This window comes from Kovacikia sp. CALU 1929 (assembly GCF_056784235.1).
The window spans coordinates 109,084-134,745 of sequence record NZ_JBXBCF010000075.1 but is presented as its reverse complement, the minus strand read 5'-3'; the positions used below and the strand labels follow the sequence as shown (position 1 = coordinate 134,745).

At 49.1% G+C, this 25,662-nt stretch carries 22 protein-coding genes; 10 read left to right on the top strand and 12 right to left on the bottom strand.

Going from position 1 to position 25,662, the window contains the following annotated elements; all coding sequences use genetic code 11:
• Window positions 1–65: 65 nt before the first annotated feature.
• Window positions 66–1,955, bottom strand: a complete 1,890-nt coding sequence (locus AC1S52_RS19060; protein ID WP_482030626.1) for a protein kinase domain-containing protein — start codon at window positions 1,953–1,955, stop codon at window positions 66–68.
• 958 nt (window positions 1,956–2,913) lie between these two features.
• Between AC1S52_RS19060 and AC1S52_RS19055 the strand changes: the two genes are divergently transcribed.
• The gene (locus AC1S52_RS19055; protein ID WP_482030625.1) at window positions 2,914–4,569 is read left to right on the top strand and encodes a PAS domain-containing protein; all 1,656 of its coding nucleotides are present in this window, start codon (window positions 2,914–2,916) and stop codon (window positions 4,567–4,569) included.
• A gap of 254 nt (window positions 4,570–4,823) precedes the next feature.
• Window positions 4,824–6,233 carry a hypothetical protein gene (locus AC1S52_RS19050; protein WP_482030624.1) on the top strand — a complete coding sequence of 470 codons (1,410 nt, stop codon included), beginning with the start codon at window positions 4,824–4,826 and terminating at the stop codon, window positions 6,231–6,233.
• A 320-nt stretch (window positions 6,234–6,553) separates the two neighbouring features.
• Here AC1S52_RS19050 and AC1S52_RS19045 read toward each other — a convergent pair whose 3' ends face one another.
• Window positions 6,554–7,480: a TIGR00297 family protein gene (locus AC1S52_RS19045; protein ID WP_482030623.1), complete on the bottom strand. Its 927-nt coding sequence runs from the start codon at window positions 7,478–7,480 to the stop codon at window positions 6,554–6,556.
• 178 nt (window positions 7,481–7,658) lie between these two features.
• Here AC1S52_RS19045 and AC1S52_RS19040 point away from each other — a divergent pair, with 178 nt between their 5' ends.
• Entirely contained in the window at window positions 7,659–8,099 is a 441-nt protein-coding gene (locus AC1S52_RS19040; RefSeq protein ID WP_482030622.1) for a VOC family protein, read from the top strand.
• Between the two features lie 44 nt (window positions 8,100–8,143).
• Here the strand turns inward: AC1S52_RS19040 and AC1S52_RS19035 are convergent, their stop codons facing one another.
• Window positions 8,144–8,767, bottom strand: coding sequence for an esterase/lipase family protein (locus AC1S52_RS19035; RefSeq protein WP_482030621.1), 624 nt, complete (start codon window positions 8,765–8,767; stop codon window positions 8,144–8,146).
• Between the two features lie 520 nt (window positions 8,768–9,287).
• On the opposite strand from AC1S52_RS19035, the gene AC1S52_RS19030 reads away from it, so the two are divergent.
• Window positions 9,288–9,782, top strand: coding sequence for a hypothetical protein (locus AC1S52_RS19030; RefSeq protein ID WP_482030620.1), 495 nt, complete (start codon window positions 9,288–9,290; stop codon window positions 9,780–9,782).
• A gap of 137 nt (window positions 9,783–9,919) precedes the next feature.
• Here AC1S52_RS19030 and AC1S52_RS19025 read toward each other — a convergent pair whose 3' ends face one another.
• The 3 genes from AC1S52_RS19025 to AC1S52_RS19015 all read right to left on the bottom strand — a co-directional run bounded on the left by AC1S52_RS19025 (window position 9,920) and on the right by AC1S52_RS19015 (window position 12,609).
• Complete coding sequence (locus tag AC1S52_RS19025; RefSeq protein ID WP_482030619.1) at window positions 9,920–10,069, bottom strand: hypothetical protein; 150 nt, start codon at window positions 10,067–10,069, stop codon at window positions 9,920–9,922.
• Window positions 10,070–10,234: 165 nt separating this feature from the next.
• Window positions 10,235–11,224 (bottom strand): tetratricopeptide repeat protein, encoded by a 990-nt coding sequence (locus AC1S52_RS19020; RefSeq protein WP_482030618.1) that lies wholly within the window; start codon window positions 11,222–11,224, stop codon window positions 10,235–10,237.
• Window positions 11,225–11,400: 176 nt separating this feature from the next.
• The gene (locus AC1S52_RS19015; RefSeq protein ID WP_482030617.1) at window positions 11,401–12,609 is read right to left on the bottom strand and encodes a 4-hydroxy-3-methylbut-2-enyl diphosphate reductase; all 1,209 of its coding nucleotides are present in this window, start codon (window positions 12,607–12,609) and stop codon (window positions 11,401–11,403) included.
• 393 nt (window positions 12,610–13,002) lie between these two features.
• On the opposite strand from AC1S52_RS19015, the gene AC1S52_RS19010 reads away from it, so the two are divergent.
• Window positions 13,003–13,290 (top strand): RNA recognition motif domain-containing protein, encoded by a 288-nt coding sequence (locus AC1S52_RS19010; protein WP_482030616.1) that lies wholly within the window; start codon window positions 13,003–13,005, stop codon window positions 13,288–13,290.
• Between the two features lie 78 nt (window positions 13,291–13,368).
• Here the strand turns inward: AC1S52_RS19010 and AC1S52_RS19005 are convergent, their stop codons facing one another.
• Both AC1S52_RS19005 and AC1S52_RS19000 read right to left on the bottom strand, forming a co-directional pair.
• The gene (locus AC1S52_RS19005; protein ID WP_482030615.1) at window positions 13,369–13,686 is read right to left on the bottom strand and encodes a TIGR03792 family protein; all 318 of its coding nucleotides are present in this window, start codon (window positions 13,684–13,686) and stop codon (window positions 13,369–13,371) included.
• Window positions 13,687–13,718: 32 nt separating this feature from the next.
• Window positions 13,719–15,380 carry an iron uptake porin gene (locus AC1S52_RS19000; protein ID WP_482030614.1) on the bottom strand — a complete coding sequence of 554 codons (1,662 nt, stop codon included), beginning with the start codon at window positions 15,378–15,380 and terminating at the stop codon, window positions 13,719–13,721.
• A gap of 541 nt (window positions 15,381–15,921) precedes the next feature.
• Between AC1S52_RS19000 and AC1S52_RS18995 the strand changes: the two genes are divergently transcribed.
• Window positions 15,922–16,245 carry a phasin family protein gene (locus tag AC1S52_RS18995; RefSeq protein ID WP_482030613.1) on the top strand — a complete coding sequence of 108 codons (324 nt, stop codon included), beginning with the start codon at window positions 15,922–15,924 and terminating at the stop codon, window positions 16,243–16,245.
• Window positions 16,246–16,422: 177 nt separating this feature from the next.
• On the opposite strand, the gene argC is transcribed toward AC1S52_RS18995, so the two are convergent.
• On the bottom strand, window positions 16,423–17,481 hold the full coding sequence (argC, locus tag AC1S52_RS18990) for an N-acetyl-gamma-glutamyl-phosphate reductase (protein ID WP_482030612.1): 1,059 nt from the start codon (window positions 17,479–17,481) through the stop codon (window positions 16,423–16,425).
• 427 nt (window positions 17,482–17,908) lie between these two features.
• On the opposite strand from argC, the gene ribBA reads away from it, so the two are divergent.
• The gene (gene ribBA, locus AC1S52_RS18985; RefSeq protein WP_482030611.1) at window positions 17,909–19,588 is read left to right on the top strand and encodes a bifunctional 3,4-dihydroxy-2-butanone-4-phosphate synthase/GTP cyclohydrolase II; all 1,680 of its coding nucleotides are present in this window, start codon (window positions 17,909–17,911) and stop codon (window positions 19,586–19,588) included.
• Window positions 19,589–19,743: 155 nt separating this feature from the next.
• Here the strand turns inward: ribBA and AC1S52_RS18980 are convergent, their stop codons facing one another.
• From AC1S52_RS18980 to pgl, 3 genes are all read right to left on the bottom strand, one after another.
• Window positions 19,744–21,144 carry a protein kinase domain-containing protein gene (locus tag AC1S52_RS18980; protein ID WP_482030610.1) on the bottom strand — a complete coding sequence of 467 codons (1,401 nt, stop codon included), beginning with the start codon at window positions 21,142–21,144 and terminating at the stop codon, window positions 19,744–19,746.
• Window positions 21,145–21,286: 142 nt separating this feature from the next.
• Window positions 21,287–22,060 (bottom strand): FHA domain-containing protein, encoded by a 774-nt coding sequence (locus AC1S52_RS18975; RefSeq protein WP_482030609.1) that lies wholly within the window; start codon window positions 22,058–22,060, stop codon window positions 21,287–21,289.
• A 206-nt stretch (window positions 22,061–22,266) separates the two neighbouring features.
• Entirely contained in the window at window positions 22,267–22,983 is a 717-nt protein-coding gene (gene pgl / locus AC1S52_RS18970) for a 6-phosphogluconolactonase (RefSeq protein ID WP_482030608.1), read from the bottom strand.
• Between the two features lie 121 nt (window positions 22,984–23,104).
• Here pgl and AC1S52_RS18965 point away from each other — a divergent pair, with 121 nt between their 5' ends.
• The 3 genes from AC1S52_RS18965 to nusB all read left to right on the top strand — a co-directional run bounded on the left by AC1S52_RS18965 (window position 23,105) and on the right by nusB (window position 25,608).
• Window positions 23,105–23,863 carry an HpsJ family protein gene (locus tag AC1S52_RS18965; RefSeq protein ID WP_482030607.1) on the top strand — a complete coding sequence of 253 codons (759 nt, stop codon included), beginning with the start codon at window positions 23,105–23,107 and terminating at the stop codon, window positions 23,861–23,863.
• A 359-nt stretch (window positions 23,864–24,222) separates the two neighbouring features.
• The gene (locus tag AC1S52_RS18960) at window positions 24,223–24,945 is read left to right on the top strand and encodes a DUF502 domain-containing protein (RefSeq protein WP_482030606.1); all 723 of its coding nucleotides are present in this window, start codon (window positions 24,223–24,225) and stop codon (window positions 24,943–24,945) included.
• 30 nt (window positions 24,946–24,975) lie between these two features.
• Window positions 24,976–25,608, top strand: a complete 633-nt coding sequence (gene nusB, locus AC1S52_RS18955) for a transcription antitermination factor NusB (RefSeq protein WP_482030605.1) — start codon at window positions 24,976–24,978, stop codon at window positions 25,606–25,608.
• Window positions 25,609–25,662: the final 54 nt, after the last annotated feature.

Below are 25,662 nucleotides of genomic sequence, written 5' to 3'. Positions count from 1 at the left end.
GCAGAGGTTTACTGATTACCGATTACCGATTACCAGGCAAACACCTGACACCTGACACCTGACACCTACCTGATCTCCCATATCCGTAAACGCCGATCGCGGTTTGAGCTGATTACATAACGGTGATCGGGACTGATCGCGGCACGGGCATTCTGTCCCAATGTGCCTGCTTCTTTGGGTATCAGTCGTCCTGCTTTATGAGTCCAAAACCGTAAGCTGCCGTTGTCGTGAACGGTGGCAAGGGTCTGACTGTTTAGAGATGCAGTCATTGGGTGGGCAGATTTTTCAGGGAACACCATTGCCAATTCTTCGCGGTTGAGATCCCACACCAGTCCCTGGTCTTTGCCAAAGCTAAACAGAGTATCCTGACTCGCCATCTGTAAGTCCACGATCGCATCTGTGTGCCCGGTAAAGGTGCGGTGTAGTTGCCCGGTACGCAAATCCCAAATCTGAATCTGGCGATCGCTGCTGGCACTAATCAAACTGTTTGGAGTGGCACCATAGACGGCTGCGGTGACTTCAGCATCAGGCAATTTCAGGGTTTGCATTCGGATTCCCGTTTCCAGGTTCCATTGGCGCAAAATCCCACCCTTACAACCGCTGATTAGCCGATGGGCATCTGAACTGATGGCGATCGAGGTTACGGGATGCTGATGTCCCCGAAATACTCGCAAAGGCTTACCAGTCGCGGTATTCCAGAGGTGAATAGTACCGTCTTCACTACCACTGACCAACCATTTGCTATCTGGGCTGATGGCTATAGAAGTAATAGCAGCCGCATTTCCGTAGAGAGATTTGAGCATAGTTCCTGTTTGCAAAGACCACAGGCGCAAAACGCGATCGCTACCCGCAGTCACAAAAAGATGGTTATTCGGCGCAATCAGCATCTGACTCACCTCAAACTGAACTGGCACTTCTCGTAACATAGATAGGTGAACATCAGACTTACGAAACTGTTGCCCTAGCTGGGTTAAAAGGATCTTGGCTTGTTTGCTGTAAGCATAAACATAGGGTCCTCCCACTGCGCCCATTGCCAGTACAAGGGCAGTGGGGATCAAACCTTGCTGCACCACTTTCTGCCATTTGGAACCTGCTGCCTGCTGCCATGCGTGTCTAACTCTGGACAGAGTCCGCAGATCCTTTAAAACATCTGAGGCAAGCGGGTAGCGATCGCCTGGTTTCACCCGTACCATGCGATCCAGAATCACAATTAGTTTTGGTTCGACAGTTTGTTCGCCCAGATAGCGATGCCAGTCCATTTCTCCAGAGATCAGATCTTGCTTAAACTCCCGCGGGTGAACTCCAGTTAATAGGTGAATCACCAGCATTCCTAAGGCATAAAGATCGCTATTTAGCTGGGGCATACCCTGCTGTTGTTCATCAGACATATAACCAGGAGTGCCAATCGCCAAAGAAAGATCTTCGCTTTCAACAGGGGTATGGGACGGATGTTCTGGCAGAATACAGGCTGCCCCAAAGTCGATTAGAACCACTTTGCCATCCCGTTTTCGCCGAATTAGATTGCTAGGTTTAATATCTTGGTGGATCACACGACGGGAATGGAGAAAATCAAGGACTGGGAGCAATTCTCGTAACAGCTTAGTGACAGTTTTTGAGGTGAGTCGTTGTCCCTGGGCAAACCATCTGCCCAAATTTTCACCCTCCACATATTCTTGAACCAGGTAAACCTGATCCTGCTCATGACAGTAGGCAAATAGGGTTGGAATTTGGGTGTGATGTTGTCCTAAACGTTCTAACACCGAAGCTTCCATTTCAAATAATCGCTGGGCTGTCTCTGGTGAAATTGAATGGTTCGATGACAACCGTAAACGTTTGACAACGCATAACGGATGGCGGGGGAGATATTTATCGCGGGCTAAATAGGTTTCACTAAATCCGCCCGCTCCCAGTTTTTCCAGGATCAGGTAGCGCCCGGTTAATAGTTGCCCAATCATACCAATTCAACCTTCTACACAGTGGGAATGACGACAAAGCCTGTCGCAGTTAATCTGGCTTCACTTCCTCACACTCAAAAATCTCCCCCAAAAATTGGGGCTGGGGGGCAAATAATCTCATCACCCATTGGCTTTACCACACCCAACACTTGATCAGTAGGTGGGGCTAATTAAATCGAAGACCTCTGCAGGTTGGGGTGAGGCACGTAAGCCAACACCCGCATGGGTTACATAGCCCACAGAATGGCTGCGCTAACGCGAACCTAGCCTACATTTGATTCCATCTATTTACTTAACTAATACCCAAATTTGTGGTTAACCCATTTCAAGAGTCACTCTGAATCAGTGGTAGGCAACCCAGGAGTAGACAGCACGCTGCCAGGTAACTCAGTGGTACGACGGTGTAGCTGTCTCAGTAGATTATAGTGACCAAAAGTGCTGATGTCTATGCCTTATGACAGAACTAGGCAGAGAAAATGAGGTTGAGTTAACTAGAACCCCTTTAACGGCATGGTTCTAATTAGTTTTCTGAGCTGCCGAGTGAAATCCGACTGGCACACACAATAAGGCACAGACACTGTGACAATCTACAAACAAGCATAAAACAAGTTTTTTGTTGAAGAGAAATGAATAAATATAATATCGCGGTCAATCGGTATCTTTAAAAACTTCAGGGGTTATGGAAAGTTGTACCGCCAACGAATCAATCTGGGTGAATCAATCTAGCTGTGATAGGATGTCATGGGCGATATGTCAAAAGTCAGCCTGGATGTTCCCTGAAATCAAACACTGCCAGTGATGCAATAAAATGCACATTGGCTGATCAGCACGGGTGTCGCAGCTACCAACGGTAGAAATAGGGTGTAGCTATCAGAGAGTAAGTAAATCGGTATCGGACTTGCAGAGTTCAAGATGCTGAAATCCATAGCTCCATCTGAAATGCAAGGACACAGGGAAGATGGTTTTTACTTTCTGGGATATTCCTGGGATTCATTCTCACAATTCATTAGAAGTTCTGGAGCGGTCGCTCAGTCCCATCTGTATATACAGCGATCGTGGACAGACGATTTACGCCAGTCAAAGCTTTTTAGAGCTATTACACGCAAGGATTGAAGAAGTTGAGTTCTTTGATTACTTTGCATCCGGATCAACCACATTGGCGATATTAGACAGACTTTGGGAGCGTGCCCTGCAAGGGGAAGCGATGGACTTCTTTTCTAAAACAAGAGACGACTGGAGGGATATTGAATGTTCCCTCCAATTCAATCGAGATGCTGGATTGATGTTCTTAACAGCAAAAGCAGTTAACTCAGATACAACCAGGCAAAAACTGATTGCAGAATACGAGCAAGCGATCGCGCGATTTCATTGTTCCAGTTTGGCGACTGCTCTGATCAGTCCGGAGGGAGCCGTTATCCAGTGCAATCAGCGTCTACACGATCTTTTGGGTAGGAGCGATCGTGAAGCCTTTTACCTGGAAAAATACGTTTACCCAGAAGATCGGCTGGTGGATGCGGCTTTGAGGCAAAAACTACTGCAAGGAGAGATAGACTCTTATACGATAGAAAAACGTCTGGTGGCTGAGAACCAGGAAGTTCTCTGGATGAATGCCACCGTTTCACTCATCACATTACCAGGCTCTGTTGATGGGTATCGCCACTATTTCGTTGCGCTTTTAGAAGACATTACTGAAAGCCGAAAAATCTACAATGCTTTGGTCAGAACCGAAGAAAAGTGGAAGGCATTCGTCTTAAACAGCCCCTACTTATTTGTGCAGACCAGCAACAACGGACAGATTATCTATATGAGTCCTGCCGTTGAACAATTGTTGGGTTACCAGGAGAATGAACTGCTGGGGCGGCATATTACGGAATTGATTCATCCCGCCAACTTCAATGAGTTTGAACTGGCATTCCAATTATGGATCAACCAGGTTCAGCCCAAAAACCCCGGAATTGAATGCTGGTGGAGAGCAAAATCTGGGAAATGGATATCTTTATATATTCAAGGGCAACCCTTTCCCTCGGTGCTGGAAATTGATGGGGTGGTAATTACGGGATATAACATCACTGATCGCAAATGCCTGGAAGTCGAACTAAAAGCCAATGAGGAAAAACTCAAATCGCTAATATTTAATATTCCAGGAGCGGTGTTTCGGTGTGATGCAACCTATACCATGAAATATATCAGTGATGGCATCGAAGCGATGACCGGGTACTCTGCGGCAAGCTTTCTCAATAATCAGGCACAGTCTTATCTCAGTATCATTCATCCAGATGATATATCACTAATTACTGACTCATTGATCCAATCAGTTCTCGATCGCTACCGCTGTTCAATCGAATACCGGATTATCGATGCCAGTGGGCACATTCGGTGGATCTCGGAACGGAAACAAGGTGTATTTGATCAGCAGGGTAATTTACTGTGGCTGGATGGCGTTTTACTTGACATTAGCGATCGCAAACGTGCCGAAGCCGAACGCGAGCAAACAGAAGTAGAACTAAATCGCTGTCAGGCAATTAACCGTGCAATGGCTCAGATAATTCCCAGCTTGATGCATTCAAATCGCCTGGACTGCATTCCATCCGTAGTTTCGGGTATCAATGAATGATACTCAAGTTGGATTTATGGTTTAAGTTCCCCGGAATCTTAAAGATTTCGGGGAACTTAAACTTATTGACTCAAAATTCGATTGACTCAAGATTCTAATTGGATTTCACCTTTACTTTGCATAATCTTTTACCCAGGTTGACTGAATCCAGAAAGGTTTGGGATAGAATAAACCTATTAAAAATTGGTTGATTCAGGTGTGCTGCGCTATTTCAACATAGCGGATGGTAACAAGTCCTGTATTTTCTTCCTTTTATGAGTCGTGAAGTTCCTGCCCTGGGTGTGAATGAGGGGCTGGTTCAAGCCACCCTTCAGCGAAACTCTCAGCCAAATGTTGAGTCAGTGAGTGAGCCATTTTCTCAGAATGAGTCCTCCGAAATGGCTGTCCCTCTGGAAAGCGATGCTGAATGTCATGCCGATATCCTGGAACAGGCAGTTCAACTGCACGCCAGAAGCAAAGTGGCATTGATTCGGAAATTGCTGACCCAGCTTGAAATTGACCAGATTCAAACGGTTTTAGAATTTGGGCTGCGAGAAATTGGCGATCGCCACCGACGAGGCATATCCTCCGCCTCATCTAGTCACCATACACGCCTGTTGCTCAAAAAAGACTACGGCTATCAATCCCGGGGACTGGATCAACCAACCCAGTACTACGTTTATCTCAGGCGGCGTAAACCAAAGCTAGACCGATACATTGGTGCTTTATTTTATATCCCTCAAGGCTGTACGCTTTCCTATTTTCTAGATGCAGAGGGGTGTATTATCTTTAACTCACCGCACAATGTTTTTCAGTTGCGGGATTGCTCAAATCCTGCCATTAATCAAGTTGTTCGGTTGATTTGCCTGCAACCGCCGCCGCCCGATTACACATTTACCAAACAACAGGATGATATACCAGAAATTTATTTACATCTGGAATACGTAGATCCAGTCACCCATCAACCGATCGCCAGGCAGGCATATCCTTTCCCTGCTTGTATGCACGAAGGCGGCAGGCTAGATCGCTACCGTTGGGAAGTGACCACAATCATACCTGCGCTAGAGCGATCGAAATCGCTTAACCATATAGATCCACCAAGGGTTTCCAGTTACCCCTTTGACAATGAAGTGCCTGCCTGCACTGGTGGATTGAATGATGGGTTTAAAGATGAAAATATTTCCACCCAGATTTCCCAGGCAAAACTTGAACAGGCTTTGAATGATTCTGAAGGGATAGCCTCCCAGCCCCCCCGTCGGGTGCTGGAACTGCCAGCAACTAAACCCCTGACCTTTGCTTTAATCAATCAGCAGGATGGAGCCGCAGTTTTGAAACGGATGCGCCTCTGGGTTACCTGGAGTGAGAAGGCAATGCCCCAATCTCGCTGGAAGTTGGTTCAGGAAGGAACCACCTATACCCTGATGAATGCCCATTTTAAGCGGCAAATTCTCAGATTTTCTAGCGATCGCACCTCGATTATTCTGGAAACCCCACTCCCGGTTTTGATTAAGTGGTTTCATGATCTCAGTCTGGCAGTGTCCCAGGCTCAGAACCAGAGGCAATACAGTACAGCCCAGTTAAAGCTGGCTCATAACCTGTTTGTCAATATGAGCCTTCCCCAAAAGGATCCACTGGTGGTGCTGAAACAGCTATTTGAGGTTGAGTTTTCTAAACAGCCACTATGAAATAGGCACAATAACCTCCAAATGAGGCTGAATAGTTACGAACTAGAGCGAAGCTTCAACAGATAGGTTGAGAAATTAAAGTTGCAAAGTTCTTCCAGAGCTTTTCTTTCCTTATCAATAAGTTCATTTAACTCTGATCTCTCAATTCTAATTCTCAAATTTCCATTTCTATCATAGGGATGGGCTTCTGTTCGTTGATTCCTTTGATCGTTAATCTCAGTAAAACATTGGTTCATAACTGGAAGATGCTCTTCTACACAACGAGAGTATAAGTTGGAATCATATTCTTTATTGAGTTGTATGAACAAACAATGCCGGGTTTAATAGATGCCTTGCATGACAACTTGCCAACCCCAAACTATCAAAATGGCAGCGATCGCCCCAATCAGCGTATTCAAAATATTCACCACTTCGTTCGTTAACCACCCATAGCGGGATTGCAATGTTGCCCCAATCACGCTTTCCAGGTTAGTGGCAATGAATGCCGCAATCACACAAACTCCAATTTGCCACAGGGGAATCAGCCCCACTGCCCAACCAACCAGGGCGATCGCCACAGAAGCCACCACCCCTGCCAGGGTCCCCTCCAAACTAACGGCTCCCTCTGTTCCACGCGGAACCGGCTTCAATGTCGTAATTAAAAATGTGCGCTGACCATAGGCTTTCCCAATCTCACTGGCAACCGTATCCGCCAGCTTGGTGCTAAAACTTGCCACATACCCTACCAGTAGCAAGGGAATCCACCCCTGTCCTGCTTCTACCTCCAGCGAGGTTATCAGCAGTACTCCAACTGCACACAATGCCCCCACCAGCGCTGAACCCCAGACATTTTCTGGTCCCCTTGCCCCAGAGCGTTTCTCAGCAATTCCGGCGGCTTCCTTTTCTGCCAAGCCAATCCGGGTCACTGCCGACCCCACCAGAAAATAGAACATCACCACTCCATAGCCCTGCCAGCCCAAACTGCCCCAAAGCAGCACCCCTAAAAACCAACCGTGCAACAGTCCGGCTGGGGTCAGCAACTTTTTCGGAGCAACCCAGGCGATCGCAGCCAGCACCGTGTTCAGAGCAACGGCAATTAACCAGGGAGTGGGGCTGGGGGATGTAAGGGAGGTGCTTGCAAATAAAATTCCAGTTTGAAGGGGGTAGATGAGTGGATGGGTGGATGGGTGGATGAGTAGTGGAATGTTATTGATCTGTAAGTTCCTGACAAGAAGAAAATTGAAAATTAAAGTCGGAAGATTAAACATTGGGGAGAATAGAAGCAGCATTCACCTGAACCGGGCTAGCAACACGTTTATTTTGCCACCCCTTCCTCTTCCCCAAAAGCCCCCTCAAGCTCCCCCTTTTTCCTTCCACCCCCCAACTCAAAACTCTCAACTCAAAACTCAAAACTCTCAACTCCTCACCCCTCACCCCTCACCTCCCATGTCCCCCACCCTCTTCCACCTTGCCTTTCCCGTCAACAACATTCCCCAGACGAAGGAGTTCTACGCCCAGGGTTTGGGCTGTGAAGTGGGGCGGGAAAGTGATGTTTCGGTGATTCTCAATCTGTACGGACATCAGCTTGTAGCCCATGTGACCAATGAATCGTTGCCCCTTCAAAAGGGAATTTATCCCAGACATTTTGGCTTAGTCTTCAGTGCGGAAGCAGATTGGGAAGCTTTGCTAGAACGGGCACAGAACAAACAGCTTACGTTTTACCAGCAACCCAAACGGCGGTTTCCGGGGCTACCGTTGGAACACCGTACATTCTTCCTCCAGGATCCGTTCTATAACCTGCTGGAGTTCAAATTTTACTGCCACCCTGAAGCCATCTTTGGGAGCCGGGATTTTGCAGCGATTGGCGATCGGATAGGTCAAGCTTGAATTGTTAAACTTCAAATCCTGGATTTGGGTGGTGTTGAATAACCTTATCCTTGAACACTAGCAATGCTTCTAAGCGGTTCTGCCAGTGAACTGGCAACGACTTGCAGACTTTTGGGGTCAGAAACCATCAAGTGATGCGCTGAGACCCATACCCTAACGTCTTTCCCTACTGCCATTTGGGAACTACTGGCTGGCATGATCATCGTATCGAACGGAGTCCAAATAGAGGTGAAGTTGAGCTGATTGAGGATGGAGATGCCCCGATTTAAGTCGGTCAGAAAAGAACTGTTTGGGCGCATTTGTAAACATCCGGGACGTTGGGAACCATAGGCAACCCAGGTGCCATTGTGGGGTGATGACAGGGTGATCAATCGCTGCACTCGCCGAACGCCCCCCAGGCGCTGAACATAATAGCGACTAACAATACCCCCCATGCTATAGCCAACGACATCTACTGCCATGTCTGAAGCAAAACTGCGGTCAATATAATCAGCAACCTGCTCTGCCAGATGCTCTAGTTTGCCATCTCCATTATTGGGAGTCATGTCAAGCTCATAGACTGACCAGCCCAGACTTCTCAAGTAAGACCGCATTGAGTGAAAAATGATGCCCGTATCCCAAATCCCATGAACCAGCAAAACTGGATTGCGTAAATCTGAAGTCGTCATAGTTGGGCTGTAAGAAGTTGCCTCGTAATATACCGCAATGATTTTTTATTGTAATGATTTGGTTTTCCCAGCGGCGAATCAAACGTAAGATTATAGATGGAGCGTTTCTCGGTCGGACGCGGTATAGCTTGGAGGTATTAGTCAATCAAAGATCAGGGATCCAGGATTAAGACATACTTCTCCCAGATAAAAATGGCTGTTGGATACTTTACTGTTTGTGTGAGAGTTAACTTTTGCGAAGAAGTTTAGATAAATCTTGCGTTGTTCCCCGCCAGAATCTCATAATCGGTGACGATAAACGTTTGGATTCCACTTGTCAGGCTATAGCCAGATGACCAGCAGAGCGTCCAATGCGATCGCTGTCTTGCTTATCCATCTGATTTTTTAGAGTCTCTGTCATTAAAGTGGGTTGATATTGATTGGCATACATGGGTCAATGTAAAGCCTTAAATATCTTTAAGATTATCCTGTCCCCAAACCTTGCGCCAGCAAATCGGTACGAACTTCAGGAGCAGTTGTAATGAGCGGTTTGATTAATCTCATCAAGAGTTTGTTTTCTGGAATCTTTGGCTTTCTGGGTGGGCTATTAGGCTCGAAGAAAAAGGGCGCTGATTTAAACAGTGCCTCTGGGCAGTCCAAGCCCAAGAAAAGCTCCAATGGATTTTATATTGAGCTTGAGGATGCAAAGGGCGGTAACACTTCCTCTGCCCCCAGCCAGTCTGCGGATCCCACTGCGGCTTCTGCGCCTGCGGCGAAGGGTGAGAAGAAGTCTTCTAAGCGGGCAGAGCAATTAGCCGCCGCAAAGGCTGAAGCTGGAACGAATAACAATTCCGCTGAGTCAGCTAAGGCACCCCAACCCGCTGCGGTTACTAAGGTACTTAACCTACCTCAACCGACGGTTACAAATTTTGCCACAGACTACCTCCTGCCTGCCAGCACCAACGGTCGTCGTCGCCCTGGGGCAAATATGGCTTCTTACCTGGATATGGCACGCAATGTGAAGGCATCTAACTAGGGGTAGTGATTTAGGCTGGTTTAGCGGTTTACATCATCCACTGATGGATTATCAATAAACCTGTTCCTAATTGGTAGATTGGGGTTTCCATCCGGAGTTCGGCACCCTGACCGGGTGCTGAAACCCATTTGAGTTCGCTATCGGGTTGGTCTAAAAAGCTTCTGGTGCTGGCTCTCGGTCATCCCGGCACCATTGTCGGCGATCGCTATTCGGACGTGATCGCCGATAATTGTTTCAGTGCGGATGTAGATACAGGGTTGAGGGGAGTAGTTTTGGATCTGCCACATCTAGGCTCTCAGACTCTTCCAATACCTGGGTGGCAAACTATTGCAGACTGCGAAGTTGCTCTGTCTATTTAAATTCAGTTTAGTAATGTCTTCGATCGCAGAAATATCACCCAGGTTTTTTGAGCCAGAATCATAGAGGCAACCAGACTGGGCGCGGCGGTAATTTCAAACCTGAAACAACTGAAGACTGGTTTCAATCTGGTTGGCTTTCTGGGTATTGCCCTGTTTGCGATACAGGTTCCTGGACATCTGCAACGCCACGATCGCATTCTCCCTGGAGTGTTGCTGATCCAGGGCAATGCCCAAATTCAGATAGGCTTCGGCGTAGTCCAGGTTGATTTGAATTGCCCGGTTGTAGGCAGCGATCGCCTCTTCTAACTTGGTCTGCTTGTGGAGGGCAACTCCCAGGCTAAAGTAAGCTTTCGCCTCGTTGGGGCTGAGTTGGATGGCTTTGCGATAAAGCGTGATTGCTTCGTTCAACGCCCCTTGTTGGGACAGAATCGTACCCAGTTCAATATAAGCATCCACATGGTCAGGATTGAGTTGAATCACCCGGTTGAAAAGAGTCATTGCCTCTTTAAAGTTTCCCTGCCGGATCCTCACCATCCCTAAGTATTTGTAAGGAACTGGGTTTTGCGGATCTAGCCGCATGGCTCTTTGGTAGAGGGCGATCGCTCCGTTCAGGTTACCCAGTCCTTCCAGGATTGTTCCCAGACAGAGGCAGGCTTCTAAATCCTGAGGGGCCAACTGTAACGCCTTCTGAAGGGCAGATGCCGCTTCCCTAAGCTGACCCCGTTGGGCAAATACGGTTCCCAATTGTCGGGCAACGAGCGGGTTTTCTGGATAAAGCTGGGCAGCCCGCTGAAGAATTGCCACTGCATCCGTTAGCTGCTGCTGCTGATATAAGACTTCACCTAGTTGCAAGTAGGTTTCAACATTATGGAGAACAACGGCTTCACTGGCAATGTAGGCGATCGCTTCAGCCGAAATGGACACTTCCGCACCGTCCTGGCTTTCCAGCGTAATGCAGAAGCCGTCATGAAGCTCGGCTTCTGTTCCATTACCTACCGATGCGGGCTTTGGACCTGGAATTGCGGCAAAACTAGCAATTCGAGCCAATAAGCCCACCGGCTTAAACTCGGAAAACCCTACCATGACTGACACAACTCTGATCCACCCTGTCAATCAATAGTTTAAGCTACGGATTGAGTTAGAAGACAGAATTGCTTAAGTTCTGACCGTTACCGCAGCGATCCCCATCATCTGATTGACCGGAACTTGAGCTTAGGTTTCCCCAGGTACGGAGCGGAAGGCTGCAATCGTAAAGAAACTTATACGACCGAGGCAACCTGTTTAATAGCAAAGATTTTCTCGACCACATCCTCGACGATCTTGTCTGGGGTAGAAGCACCCGATGTGATGCCAATGACAATTGGGCCCTCCGGTAGCCAGTTTTCAGTGACTTCCAGGTCACCATTCAAGGGTTTATGCTCAATCTGGTTCCCAGGACCAATCCGACTGTCGCTATCGATGTGGTAGGAGGGAATATCCCGCTCGATCGCGATTTCCTGTAAGTGGGTGGTGTTGGAAGAGTTGTAACCCCCAATCACAATCATCAAATCTAACTTCTCATCGACCAGTTTAAACATGGCATCCTGGCGTTCCTGGGTGGCATCGCAAATGGTGTTAAAGCTGAGGAAATGCTGGTTGAGTTGGTCAGGTCCATATTTCTGCATCATGGTGCGCTCAAACAGCTTGCCAATCTGCTCCGTTTCACCCTTGAGCATGGTGGTCTGGTTGGCAATCCCAATCCGATCCAGGTCGAGATCCGGGTCAAACCCAGCAGAGCAGGCACGGCTGAACCTTGCCATGAACTCATCGCGATTGCCGCCCTTCAAGATATAGTTGGCGACGTACTCAGCTTCCTGCATATTCAGCACAATCAAATAAATGCCTGCAAAGGAACTGGTTGCGATCGTTTCTTCGTGTTTATACTTACCGTGAATGATCGAGGTATAGGCAACTTTTTTGTGCTTCTCAACCGTGTTCCATACCTTCGCCACCCAGGGGCAGGTGGTGTCAACAATGGTGCAACCGCGATCGCTGAGAAACTGCATCTCCTGAACACTGGCTCCAAAAGCAGGCAAAATCACGACATCTCCTGCTTCCACGCCAGAGAAGTCTTTATTACCTGCTGTCACTGAGATGAAATGAACCTCCATCTCCCGCAACCGTTGGTTAACCGAAGGATTGTGAATGATTTCGTTAGTAATCCAGATGCGCTCAGTCGGGAAATGCTGACGGGTTTCGTATGCCATTGCCACAGCCCGCTCCACGCCCCAACAAAACCCAAAGGCTTCTGCTAGCCGAATGGTGACCTCTCCCCGTTGCAGGCAAAAGTTGCTGTTGCGAATTTGCTGGATCAGACGGCTTTCATACTCTGACTGCATCTGATCTGCCACTTCGGCTTCGTGCCCAAAGCCCTTGCGATGATAGTTTTCGGAACTGTTTAGCGATCGCTTAAAAGCCTTCGTATCCATTCAGCGGTTACCCCTCAGACGCTACAACCACACCTTAGCTTGCAAACACTCCATCTTAAAGCCTAGCCGAAAACCACTTCCATTCAATCACGTACTTCAAGTAGTTGGGGAGTCAGGAGTTAGGAGTCGGAAGTCAGGAGCTAAATTTCTGCTCCCTTTCCCCTCTGCTCCCTTTCCCCTCTCCCCTCTCCTCCTCAAAAGCCGCCATACCCCCGATAGAAATTGATGGCTTTGAGGGTAGACATTTTGTTTGATCTATGCTGCTTCTACAGCTAGATTCGGTTATAATACTCAACGAGTAATATTCTGATGGGGTGCTGTGAACAGTTCTTATCTGCACTGTTTTCGATCCTCATTTGGATGTCTTCCCTAAAGATTTGGTTGGAGAGTAGCGTGACTATTTACATTGGTAACCTGTCCTTCCAGGCTACTGAGGATGATTTGCGGGAGGTTTTCTCAGACTACGGTGAGGTCTCCCGAATCAGCCTTCCCACAGATCGGGAAACAGGTAGAAAGCGTGGATTTGCATTTGTTGAGATGAAGGATGAGGCAAGCGAAGATGCCGCGATCGCTGAACTCGACGGTGCAGAATGGCTGGGACGGGAACTCAAAGTCAACAAAGCCAAACCCCGAGAAAACCGTAGCGGTGATAGCAAAAGCTATACCAGTAGCTCTTTTTAGGGATTTGCTTTAGTTGCTGGGTGCTGGTTTCAACATCCACATCTACAGGACTTACGATTTCTCTGAGAAGTCGCAGCTCTACTGTTGGGCTTGCGGAAACTTGCGTATTTGGTACTCTCCTTCTTCGATAATGCTGTAGACAGCTTCCCCCATCGCTTGTGAAAACAGGCGCTCAGTCTCTTCCATGTGCTGTGCCGAAACGCGATTCCAAGCCTCACGACTTTGCCACTGAATTACCAGCACCACCTCATTCTGCTGTTTGGGGTTAATCCATACCTGCTTACCCAGAAAGCCAGGGTATTTGGATAAAGCCGTGGTCCAAATTTCCTCGTCCTTTTGGATATACTTTTCCCTCAATTCCGGGGAAACCCTAACTTTCAGCCACTCAATCACCATAGGTCAGACCTTCCATAATTTGCCTTGATGCCTTAAAAATTAAACGTTGTGCGCACAACCCCAACGTACTGGGTATCATTGCCGCTATTGTTTTCAGGGTTGAAGATGACCCAGAAACCTGGAGTAATCGCAATCTGGTCATTCAACTGAAGCCGGTAAAATGCTTCCACATGGTAGGCAGTGCTGCGCTCTCGTAACACATCACTGCTGCTGACCTTAGGCGGAATGCCGACTAAAATGCCGGGCATGAACCCTTTGCCTCCAATATCAGGGAAGGTCACACCAAATGCGGCATACCAGAGACTTGCCTGGTCAGCCTCATTGACCAGAAACAGGTTGGAACCCCCCTGCCCGTTCGGCAGCAGACTGAGGTTAGCTGTCTCAGCCGTGGCACGAATGTACCCACCCCAGGCGTGGATATTGAAATTAGGAGAGACTCGGTAAAAGCCGCTCAGGTTGAAGGCATTGCTGCTGGTGGGAATGGTGTTGCCAAAGGGCGAACTGGCTAAAGCGCTGCCCGTTGTCCCGGCTAAAAAGACTCTGCCTCCAGGGTAGTAGGAATGGCTATAACCAATACCCAACCCGCCCCAGGCACCATAAAAGGCAAGTTGAGCCATCGCATGGTAGTTGCCATCAAACAAGCCATTTTTTTCAAGGGGGGAGTTGGGACTACCACCAGCCAGATAACCAACCGTCAAAATCATGTCTTTGGTAATGTTCCAGTTCATGGCACCACCGCCGCCGCCTTGACGATAGAAAGGGCTGTATTGACCAAATAGAGAGGGAATACCCAGTCCATCGTCTGCGACGGTTGGAGGGGTTATGGTGTCTGTAATGTCGGTGAAGCCGATTCCGACCGGACCCACGACAAAGGAAACGGACTCACTGACCGGAAAGAAGTAACGGACGTGGGGAATGCTGACCAGGTTGGCAAAGTTGGTATCAAAGTTGAGCCGCGTCATGTTGGTGCCAGTCAGTCTGGCAATTTGGCTACTGCCATCAGAGGCAAGGAAGTTGCCAAATTCCAACCGCACTCTGAGTAAATCTCTGCCGCTAAAACTACTTTCAAAGTTGAGGCGGGCACGATCCGCTAAGAAAGGTTGAGTTCGATTGGACTCGCCACCGACGCGATCGCCCCAAGTATCAGTGATTGCCACAATCAATTGAGCATTTAACTTAGTGGTGGTCGAAAATTGTTGTGCCTCCAGGGTGGCAGTACGAACTTCCAGCGTATCCACCCGACCCCGAAGTACTGCCAGTTCTGCGGCAAACTCTTCCTGTATTCTCTGTAACGCCAGCAGATCTTCCTTGCTGACCAGATCGCTGGTTGCCGCCGCCAACAACTCACTGATCCGATCCATGCAGGCATTAACGCCAGCAGCGAACTCATAGCGGCTGAGGGCACGGTTTCCCTGGTAGGTGCGATCGGGGTAGCCGACAATACAGCCATAGCGTTCTACCAGGGACTGAAGAGCCTGAAATGCCCAGTCCGTGGGTCTAACATCCCTCAATTGGGAAACCGAGGTCACCTGCTCCATTCCATCCAAATCAGCGAACGGATCTTCCAGGTGAGTAGGATCAGAAGCTGAAGCTCCTGAGCCAGCCAGGAGAGTGCTTGATGTGGTTGCGATCGCTCCTATCAGCAGACTCGCCCAAAATTTGAAGGCTTTTGAACTCCCTTTTAGTAAAGTCATTGCCGTTCCTTAAATATCTAAAGTTTTATAAAAACTGAAACCTGTTTCCTTAAACAATTGGCTAGTCGATATAGCAATTCCCGTTTATAGCCGTAGCCACCTGATTTAGGACGGGGTGCAGGGGTCCCCTGCACGGAACCCCTGGCTGGGAGCAACGCCCCACACCCCCTTTACCCCCAATGTCCTAAGCAACCTGGCGATAGCTATTTAAGTCAGGTACATCCCGTTAGGACGGAGCGCCGGGCATTGAAGTGAACTTTCGACCTGAGCGCTCAATGGTTTGGCTGACACACTAGAAGCCTGAACAGTGTGGAGTATGGGTGTACCTTAATGCCCATGAGAATCCCTATGAGTCCTATCTTCTAACTTTGGAAAGCATTTCTTCAGCAGGTCAAAAAAACTTGACAAAGGAAGCCTGAATAACAGGGAAAAACGTTACAAACGCTGAACTGCTCAATGGCAACGGCAAATTTGACAGAATAGGGTTGTAATTGGAGAGCAATCCTCTGCCTTGTTTCAGTTCAATGTTTAGGAAAATGGTATGGATAACAACAATTGGCTTACGCAATTGCTCATGCTGGGTGTAGGCACCACATCAATCGTGGCGGAAAAAATCAAGGAAGTCAGCGATGAACTGGTCAAAGACGGCAAGCTTAACCCTGACCAGGCTAAGGTAGTGATGGACGACCTGGTGCAGAAGCTAAAGTCCGAGCAGGGGAATTTTGAAACCACCATGCAACGCCAGATGCGTAACTTGCTGCAAGACATGGGCGTACCCCGCCAATCCGAAATGGATGAGCTACGGGGACGGATCGATCGCCTGGAACGCCAGGTTAGAGATCTGGAAAATAAGCTATGGCGCTAACGTAAAAGAGTGTTCAAAACTCTTACATATGTAAGGAACAACACGGCGAACTCAGACCCAGAGCTTTCCAGTAAAAGTTTTATAGCCCCTTTAAAGGTTTGAGGTACGGTGAAGACACTTTGCGTCCCACCGTACCTCAAACTCCCACACCTCATTCAGCCGGAAACCGCTATAGACCTACGGATAAAATGCCAGTTGCGGCAATCCTAAGGTTTCTTCCCATCCCATCATGATGTTGAGGCATTGAATTGCCTGCCCTGCCTGCCCCTTCATCAGGTTGTCGATCGCCGACATGACGATCACTCGATCGGTGCGGGGATCGACTTCTACACCGATATAGCAGAGGTTAGTGCCACATGCCCATTTAGTTTGAGGGTAGACTCCGCTTGGCAGGATCTTGACCCAGGGGGAATTGCGATAGAAAGCACTATAGATGGTGAGCAAATCCTCCCGTACTAGCCCAGGATCACGCAGAGTAGCGTACACGGTTGCCAGGATGCCACGAACCATTGGGATTAAATGGGGCGTAAACTGCACCAGAACTTCATGCCCTGCCAGGTCACTGCAAATTTGTTCAATCTCCGGCGTATGCCGATGGCGAGACACTCCGTAAGCTCCCAGCGAGTTATCTGCCTCAGCCAGCAGCATATTCGTTTTTGCCTGCCGTCCGCCGCCAGAGGTGCCTGATTTGGCATCAATAATGGCGGTTTCGGGAACAATCAATCCCTGCTTTAGCAAAGGGGAAAGCGCCAGCAAACTTGCCGTGGGATAGCAACCGGGACAGCCAATCAGTTGGGACCGGGCAATGCGATCGCGATACAGTTCTGGTAAACCATAGGCTGCTGACTCAGCAACCGCCTGATCTGACCGTTCGCCACCATACCAGGATGTATAGGTGGCCAGGTCAAAGAAGCGATAGTCAGCCGACAAATCTAGAACTTTGCAACCCTTTTCCAGTAAGGTAGGAACCATTTTGAGTGCCAAGCCATTGGGCAATGACAGAAAGACAACCTGGCAGCGTTCCGCAATCTGATCCAGATCCAATGCTTCAACTGTTTGCTGTACTCGGTGCCCCAGATGAGGATAAATATCTGAAAATGATTGTCCAGCACTGCTCTCACCGCCTAGATAGGCAAGCTCCAGACGCGGATGATCCATCAGGAGCCGCACCAATTGCACTCCACCATACCCCGACGCACCAATGATCCCAACCGGTACGTGTTCCATGTCCCCCATGATGGTTTACCTTCTCGATGGTCGATTTACTGAAATAGACTTCTTGCAGAACATAGATCTTTGCGTTGCAAAAATCGACCTTCTAAAACCCTATCCAAACAGTCTTAACTGCCAGCGGTATAGCACCAAACCCAGAAAATTGTTGGATAGGGTTTAAACCTGACTCAGGCATTGACGCAAGAGTTTTGACGTTTGATGCATTGTAATACCAGACAACCTATTTTTGGTGTAGTAGCTGCTTCTGTTTTTATTCATACGGGGCGTTGATGATTCCAGGCATGAATTTAGAGTTAGAAGAGTTAGAACGCCGTTTCAATTCATCCGGCTATTCACAACCCCTCCTGCGGTTAGCCAACGAAACGGACTACAATTTTAAATGTGAGTAAGCTTTAAGAAACTTTACGGAATCATCGCTTTGAGCTTTTCTGTGGAATCCTCCCCCTCTTCCATTCCCTTCAAGTTTGATGCTATTGAGGCAGCACTGGCAGATCTGATGGCAGGTCGGGCGATCGTCGTGGTAGACGATGAGAACCGTGAAAATGAAGGGGATCTCATCTGTGCCGCCCAATTTGCAACGCCAGATTTGATTAACTTTATGGCGGTTTATGCCCGTGGCTTAATCTGTCTGGCAATGACCGGAGAGCGGTTGGATGAGTTGGATTTGCCACTGATGGTGACCAATAACACCGACAGCAACCAGACGGCATTCACAGTTAGTATCGATGCTTCCCCAAGTGCAGGGGTGACGACGGGGATTTCGGCTGAAGATCGGGCACGCACGATTCAGATTGCTATTAACCCTCTCACCCGCCCTCAGGATCTACGTCGTCCGGGACACGTGTTTCCCCTACGGGCAAGGGAGGGAGGTGTACTCAAGCGGGCAGGGCATACAGAAGCGGCTGTTGACCTGTCGCGACTGGCGGGGCTGTACCCCGCTGGAGTCATTTGTGAAATTCAAAATCCCGATGGCTCAATGGCAAGGTTGCCAGAGTTGGTTGAATATGCCAGGGAACATCAGCTCAAAATCATCAGTATTGCTGATTTGATTGGCTATCGGTTGGAGCATGAACGGCTAATCTGTCGGGAGGCGATCGCCGACTTGCCCAGCGACTTTGGGCATTTCAAAATTTACGCCTATCGCCACACCCTGGATGACTCCGAGCATGTGGCAATTGTCAAAGGCGATCCTGCTGAGTTTGTCCATCAACCAGTATTAGTGCGAATGCATTCTGAATGCTTAACTGGAGATGCCCTCGGCTCTCTCCGGTGTGACTGCCGGATGCAACTGCAAGCCGCACTCAAGATGATTGAAAGTGTGGGGCGGGGGGTTGTGGTTTACCTGCGTCAGGAAGGGCGAGGGATTGGGCTGGTCAATAAGCTGAAGGCTTACTCCCTACAAGACATGGGGTTTGATACGGTAGAAGCCAATGAGCATCTTGGTTTTCCGGCAGACTTGCGAAACTATGGCATGGGTGCTCAAATTTTGAATGATCTGGGGGTTCACCAGATGCGCCTGATTACTAACAATCCCCGCAAGATTGCCGGACTAAAGGGATATGGGCTGGAAGTGGTGGAACGGGTTCCCCTGCTGATTGAGGCGACCAGCTACAACTTTGGCTATCTTGCGACGAAGGCAGAAAAACTGGGTCACTGGATGCTGCGAGCTTACCTGGTGACCATTGCTCTCCATTGGCAAGATCCCAACTTGACCACTACCGACCGCTACAACCGCCTGGAGAAACTGCGCCACCTGGCAAAAACTCACGATCTCATATTACAAGAAGAAACGCGACCGGTTGCCTCTGCCTTGTTTAGCGAAGCAGATTTAGTCGTGCACCTTGGGTTTGAACAACCCCTGATTGGAGACCCCGAATGGTACCAGCAGCCCAGCCATCCCTACACCGAAGCGATCTCCCAGATCCTTAACAATCTCGCCCTCCTACCCGATTTACAAACCCTGGAGTTCATCGTTTCCCCGGGGTCTGATCCCCTCACTGGTTTACAAATGAAACTCGACCGGCAGATCTTTCTCCTCAGCCAGCAGCCATCCTCCGTCTGCGATCAACTGCAAACTCAAATTATTTATAGTTTCAGGAAGGAGAAGTGAGGGGTGTTCGCCTTTGGCGTTCCCGCAGGGTGGGGTGAGGAGTGAGGAGTTGTTGGTTGTTAGTTGTTAGTTGTTAGTTCAGCAACGTAGATTGGGTGGAGCGACAGCGAAACCCAACATTTTCAACTCAAAACTCTCAACTTCATCCCCCCTCTTCACCCAATCATTTGCCCTAGTGCCTCAGCCACCTCTCCGGCACTAGTGTAGCGATCGTCCGGCTGTGGATTGGTTAACTTGCGGATAATCGTCACGATTTCCGGGGCAAGATTGGGCACATACTCTGGATAGAGGCGAAACCCCTGTTCTCGTTGGGCATAAAATTCAGCCGGGTTCTTGCCAGTTAGAAGGTAAATTAACGTCGGACCCAGTGCATAAAGATCAGAGGCAGGGGTGGGGTGCCCTTGTGATTGTTCAGGGGCGCTGTAGCCAGAGGAAGCCAGTTGAGTCCCGATTGCCAGTTCCTTGAGAGAAGCAAAACCAACCACTGCGATCGTGTAGGGATTGAAGGCAGAAGGACGCTGGATTAGATGTTCAGGATGAATGTTCTGATGAACGAACGGGACAGGTTGTTGGTGCAAATAATCCAGTACATCACAAATTTGCAGCAGGGTGGCGATCGCCTCTTCCTGAGAAAGAGTACCTTGTTTTGCAACCCGCTGGCTCAGGTCTTGCCCATGAACCCACTCCGTAACCAGGTATGGCTGCTGATTGACCGCGAAATAGTCAACAAATCGTGGAATGCCCGGATGGGACAATTGCAACAGTGCCTTTGCCTGCTGCTCAAACAATTGCACCGCCTGGGGGTGGGTCACCCATGCAGCACTGAGGGTTTTTAGCAACAAACTCTGACCATTTCGCCAGACGACCTGAGTTAGCCCAATGCCATCGTCCTTAAGGGTTTTGACAACCTGATACTCTACCAGGGTTTGAAGCACTCGTAGGGGTTGTCCACTTTCCTGACAAAAAAGCAACTCCTCAGAGTTACCCTGGGAAAATCCCCTGCTTGGCTCTGCGGTTGCTGCCAATTTTCCCTCAGATCCAGGAGAACCTTCTTCATCCACCGCAGTGGTAGGCAGTTTTCCAGGGATTAGAGACTCCCCATCGTCTAACACAGGTTGACTGGTCACAGGCAACTGGGAAACCTCTTTGGCTAGATCTGAGTGTATGGCTTCTCTGCCATTGCCCTCAGACCGGCTCTTAATTCGTTGAGCCAGAGTCTTTTCTCCCGCTAAGTTTTGGGATAGCTCTGAGGCTGACTGCCCAATATGAATTTGAATATTGGGACCTGACCGCGCCAAACGGATAATCACCCCATCCTCAATCGGCACCTGGGTAATCCGTTTGCCCTCCAGGTAGGTGCCATTTGCCCCCAGATTCACAATTTCCCATTGCGAATTAACCTGCCGCAGTTCTACATGGTGGCGGGAGACAACGGCGCTATACAAAATAACGTGGTTGTCGGTTGACCGTCCAATCCGAATGACAGGTTCGTGCTCAAAACTCCAGTTTTGAACAGGGATTGACTGAATTGGGTGCAGGAGTGTTAACGTAATCACACTAGCGGGGCAAAGTCTGAATGGTAGACTGCGGGGGAAACTGAAATACTGACGGAAGCTTGTTTCTATCCTACGTTGCTTTCACCGAAGTTGAACCCACGACTTCCCATTCGAGATAACGATGGTCAAAGGGAGCCATTTCTTAGGAAAGCTGAAACAGGAATGTCACTTTATCGCCCTTACCCAGAGAAATACGATCGCCCGATCGAAGACGGTGCCGATTCCCCATCGGTAACGGAGAGTTGTTGATGTAGGTTCCATTTGAGCTGCCGACATCTTCAATATAAAAGGCATCACCCTCAATCCGGATGTCGGCATGAATCCGCGAGACAATTTCAGAATCGGGGAAGCCCGAAACGTCAACATCGGGAGGGATGCGATCGTTGGGTTTGCCCAGGTGAACGACTGAAAGGTTTTGGGGTAACTCAATCGATGTACTCGTCTGCACATGGAAGAGCCGCACAGTCTGTTGCTGCAACTGAGTACTGATTCCTACGGTGGGAGCAGACGACTTAGCAGGCTTCTCTGCTGCAACGGGCTGACTGGTTGCCGGGATAGGCGGTGGCGACACTGGAGAGGGAGGCATCTGACTGGGACTGGGTGAAATTGGATTTTTCTCTGGGGGTTGCTGCACCAATGGTTCGAGGGGCAGTAGGGGATCCGGAGGAATTAAGTCAGGTAGGTCAGACATAGAGGAAGAGGTTCCTAAAGATGAAGTTGCCACACTGCTCGCCACCGGAGTTTCGGCTACCCGCAGATTAAACCCACATTGCCCACAGAAGCTTGCATCGACCTGCACCGTCGTACCACAGTTGGGGCAATTCATGGTAGCTGGTAGGGGCGTATAGCACGCCTCACACTGAATCGCTCCATCTGGATTCGGATGATTGCAATTGGGGCAAACAATCATGGACATTTCCCTTTCAACACACGAGAGCTATTGTGTCTTTTTTACTGCCTGATTTGCCAAATATAACAGGCGATAGGGGACAGGCAATAGGGGGAAGGGGCAAGGGGGCAAGGATGAAAACTAACAGTCAATAGTCATATAGATATCGACCAACAACCAACAACTCCTCACTCCACCCTGCGGGAACGCCAAAGGCGAACACCCCTCACTCCTCACTCCTCACCCCCTGCCGCCTGATCTAGCAACCACCAGAGTTCTGCTTGGGGCTGAATCAGGCGAGCTGGATAGGTGGCTGCATCAGCTTCAGATGCAAAGATCTGGTCTAGGGCGTGGCGTTTTCCAGCACCGGCAACCATAAAAATAACGGTGTTGGCATGGTTAATTAAGGAAGCGGTAAACGTAATCCGGGGTTGACCATCTTTATTACCAACGGTAATCAGGCGATCGCGGATCTCCAGTGCTTCCGTATGGGGAAACAGGGATGCCGTATGCCCATCATCCCCAATTCCCAACAGGATGATATCAAAGGTAGGAAACTCTCCCGGTTGCACCTGGAAAAACTCTTGCAGTTTGGCTTCGTACCTGTTGGCGGCGATCGCCGGGTCGGATTCATCCGTAGGAATGGGGTGAATGTTGCCTGCGGGGATGGCAACTTGATCTAGCCAGGCACGCCTAGCCATACCCTGGTTACTGTCTGGATGGTCGGGGGGAACGTAGCGTTCATCGCCCCAAAACACATGAATACCACGCCAGGGAAGATCCTGGGTTGCAAGCTTTTCATACAAAGGTTTTGGGGTACTGCCACCTGCCAGGGCAATCGTGCATTGCCCCCGCTCGGCGATCGCCCCCTGAATCCTATCCCGAACTATTTCTAGCGCTCTTTGAACTAACGCTGCCTGATCTGGCAACACCTCAACCAATTTGTTCATCGTCTCAGCCATCTCTTGCTATACCGTCAATTTTGAGTGTGGAGAGATTCAAACCAGTACTACTATAGGTGGTTGGCAGAGTAATTCCAGTTAACTTCACACCCGAATCATCCAAGAAGCAATGAAATCGCCTACCCTTACGCCCCTGACCTCCTTCATCCTTAAGCTGGTTGGGAGTGTCCTCATCCTGTCCTACCTGATTGACCTGGTAATGTCTTTGATAGCGGCTAACTTTCAAAACAACCAGTCAGTCATGCTACTAACCACGCAGCTAGTTGACCGGGGGTTTATTCCCCTGGTGGGTTTAGCCTGTTTGTTTACTGGTTTTTGGGTTGAAGCGACCGTTGAATCTACCAGAAGCAATTCTCAAGGGCTAAAATTAGCGGTACTCTGGCTTGCCAGCGTTTTAGGATTGATGTTTTTGCTTATCGTGCCGCTGAATGTGAATGCCACCCGCCTTGCTGCCGAAGACCAGGTGAGTCAAATTGGGCAAAAGGCAACCGAGGCTGAAACCCAGCTTGGCGCTCAGGTGCAGCAATTCAGGGCACAGATTGATCCACAACTGGCGGTGCTTGATCAGGCAATTCAAGCAGGGCAACTCCAGGGCGACCAATTGACCCAGGCAAAGCAGCAGCAGCAAGAACTGCAAAAGCTAAAAACTGACCCGAAAGCACTGGATGCCAGAATTGCCCCCGAACGGGACAAAAAACTGAGAGAAATTCAAACTCAGAAGCAGCAGTTAGAAGAACAAACCTACCGGGGAGCACTGCAAGCTGGTTTACGGGTTGGGTTGAGCAGCTTGTTGTTTGCGATCGTCTATGCTCTTATCGGTTGGACCGGGCTGCGTCAGATGTTTTACAGCCCCGATCACACCAATTAATTGCAGTTAACATTGCCCTGCTGACCTCAATCTTCTGGGGTAGTTAATCGAAATTTATGGTTAGTTAGGATACCGATCGCCGTAGGATATTTGGGAGAGTCATCATGATCCCGCGCCCTTCCTTCGCCTGAATTGGTTTCTCCGTTCATTGAAACCCCAATCCTGGGAAAGTACTCAATCGGCTAAAGAGATGCCTAAGATGGAAGGGCAAAAGCATGGGAAAAAGGTGAATGCCGTAACAAACCTTTACATTGCCCATGACAAGTCTTAATAATAAGAGGTGGATAGGGCAATTTTTAATCCAGCATTTTCACAGTCGGACATTTTTGTAGCCAGATATCGAGGAGATTGGGCTAATTGTGCTCCAACGCTTTAAGCAAGACCTGAAAAATGACCTGATTGCAGGGTTGCTGGTAATTATTCCGCTGGCAACAACCATTTGGTTAACCTACACGGTCTCAACCTGGGTGATTAACTTTTTAACTCGCATTCCTCAGCAGTTAAATCCATTCGACAACTTACACCCGGTTCTATTGAACTTGCTTAACCTATTGGTAGGATTGGCAGTTCCTCTATCTCTGATTCTATTGATCGGCTTGATGGCAAGGAACTTTGTGGGGCGCTGGCTGCTTGATTTTGGTGAACGCCTCCTACAAGCCATTCCCCTGGCTGGTTCGGTCTACAAGACCCTGAAGCAACTATTGGAAACTCTGCTCAGAGACTCTGGCAATCGGTTTCGCCGGGTCGTACTGGTTGAATATCCCCGTAATGGGGTGTGGTCGCTCGGTTTTGTTACTGGTGTGATTAGTGGAGAACTTCAGTCCCACTTTTCAGGTCCTATGTTGGGAGTGTTTATCCCCACCACTCCAAATCCTACAACTGGCTGGTATGCGGTAGTGCCCGAAGATGCTGTAGTGAATCTCTCGATGTCGATTGAAGACGCATTTAAAGTCATCATTTCCGGTGGCATCGTTAGTCCCGAAGCAACATCTCCCGTCTCTTTGCCGATGTCAGGTAAGCGTCCCCTTGACTCCTTCCTTGAAAAGACTCGTCCGGCGATCGCCCTCGAAGAGGAAGTTTAGCCTTCAACTGTTCCCTTTCTTCAATTTATTATGCAAGCCCGTCGAATCGCTCGTGAACTGGCACTTCTCAGTATCAGTCAGCTACCTGCCAAACAGGAGCGTCTGGAAGCTCAGGACTTGCAAAGTGTTCTGGTTGCTGCCGTTCGCACCCTGACCACTGAGGCACAAGATGCCCTGGAAACCGCATCGGCTGAACTTCAGCAGAGCAACGCCCGCTTGTTGAGCAGTGAAACTCGCGCTACGGATGTGCAGAGCGCTCGGGCAATGGTGCAGGAAGCGATCGAACTGACCCAGACAGCCATTAATCGTTTGGGAGTTGCGATGGAAGTGCCAGAGTTCATTCAACTGACCAATCAGAAAGAAGTGCGTTCCTACACCCTGGAAATCATCCGCACCCTAAAAGCCAATCGGGAAAAGATAGACCAGGTTTTGTCCCAGGCACTGGTAGACTGGCAGCTTTCTCGCCTCGCCTGGATCGACCGGGACATCCTCCGAATTTCTGTGACAGAAATTCTGTTTTTGGGCGTTCCCGATCGGGTTGCCATCAACGAAGCTGTGGAACTGGCAAAACGCTACAGTGGTGACGATGGACATCGGTTTATTAATGGGGTGATGCGACGAGTAGCGGATCAAATTAAGGCGGAATTGCAGTCAAGTAGTTGAAAGTTGAGAATTGAGAGTTAGACACTGGGTAATGGAAGAAGGCTAAAGGCTGTA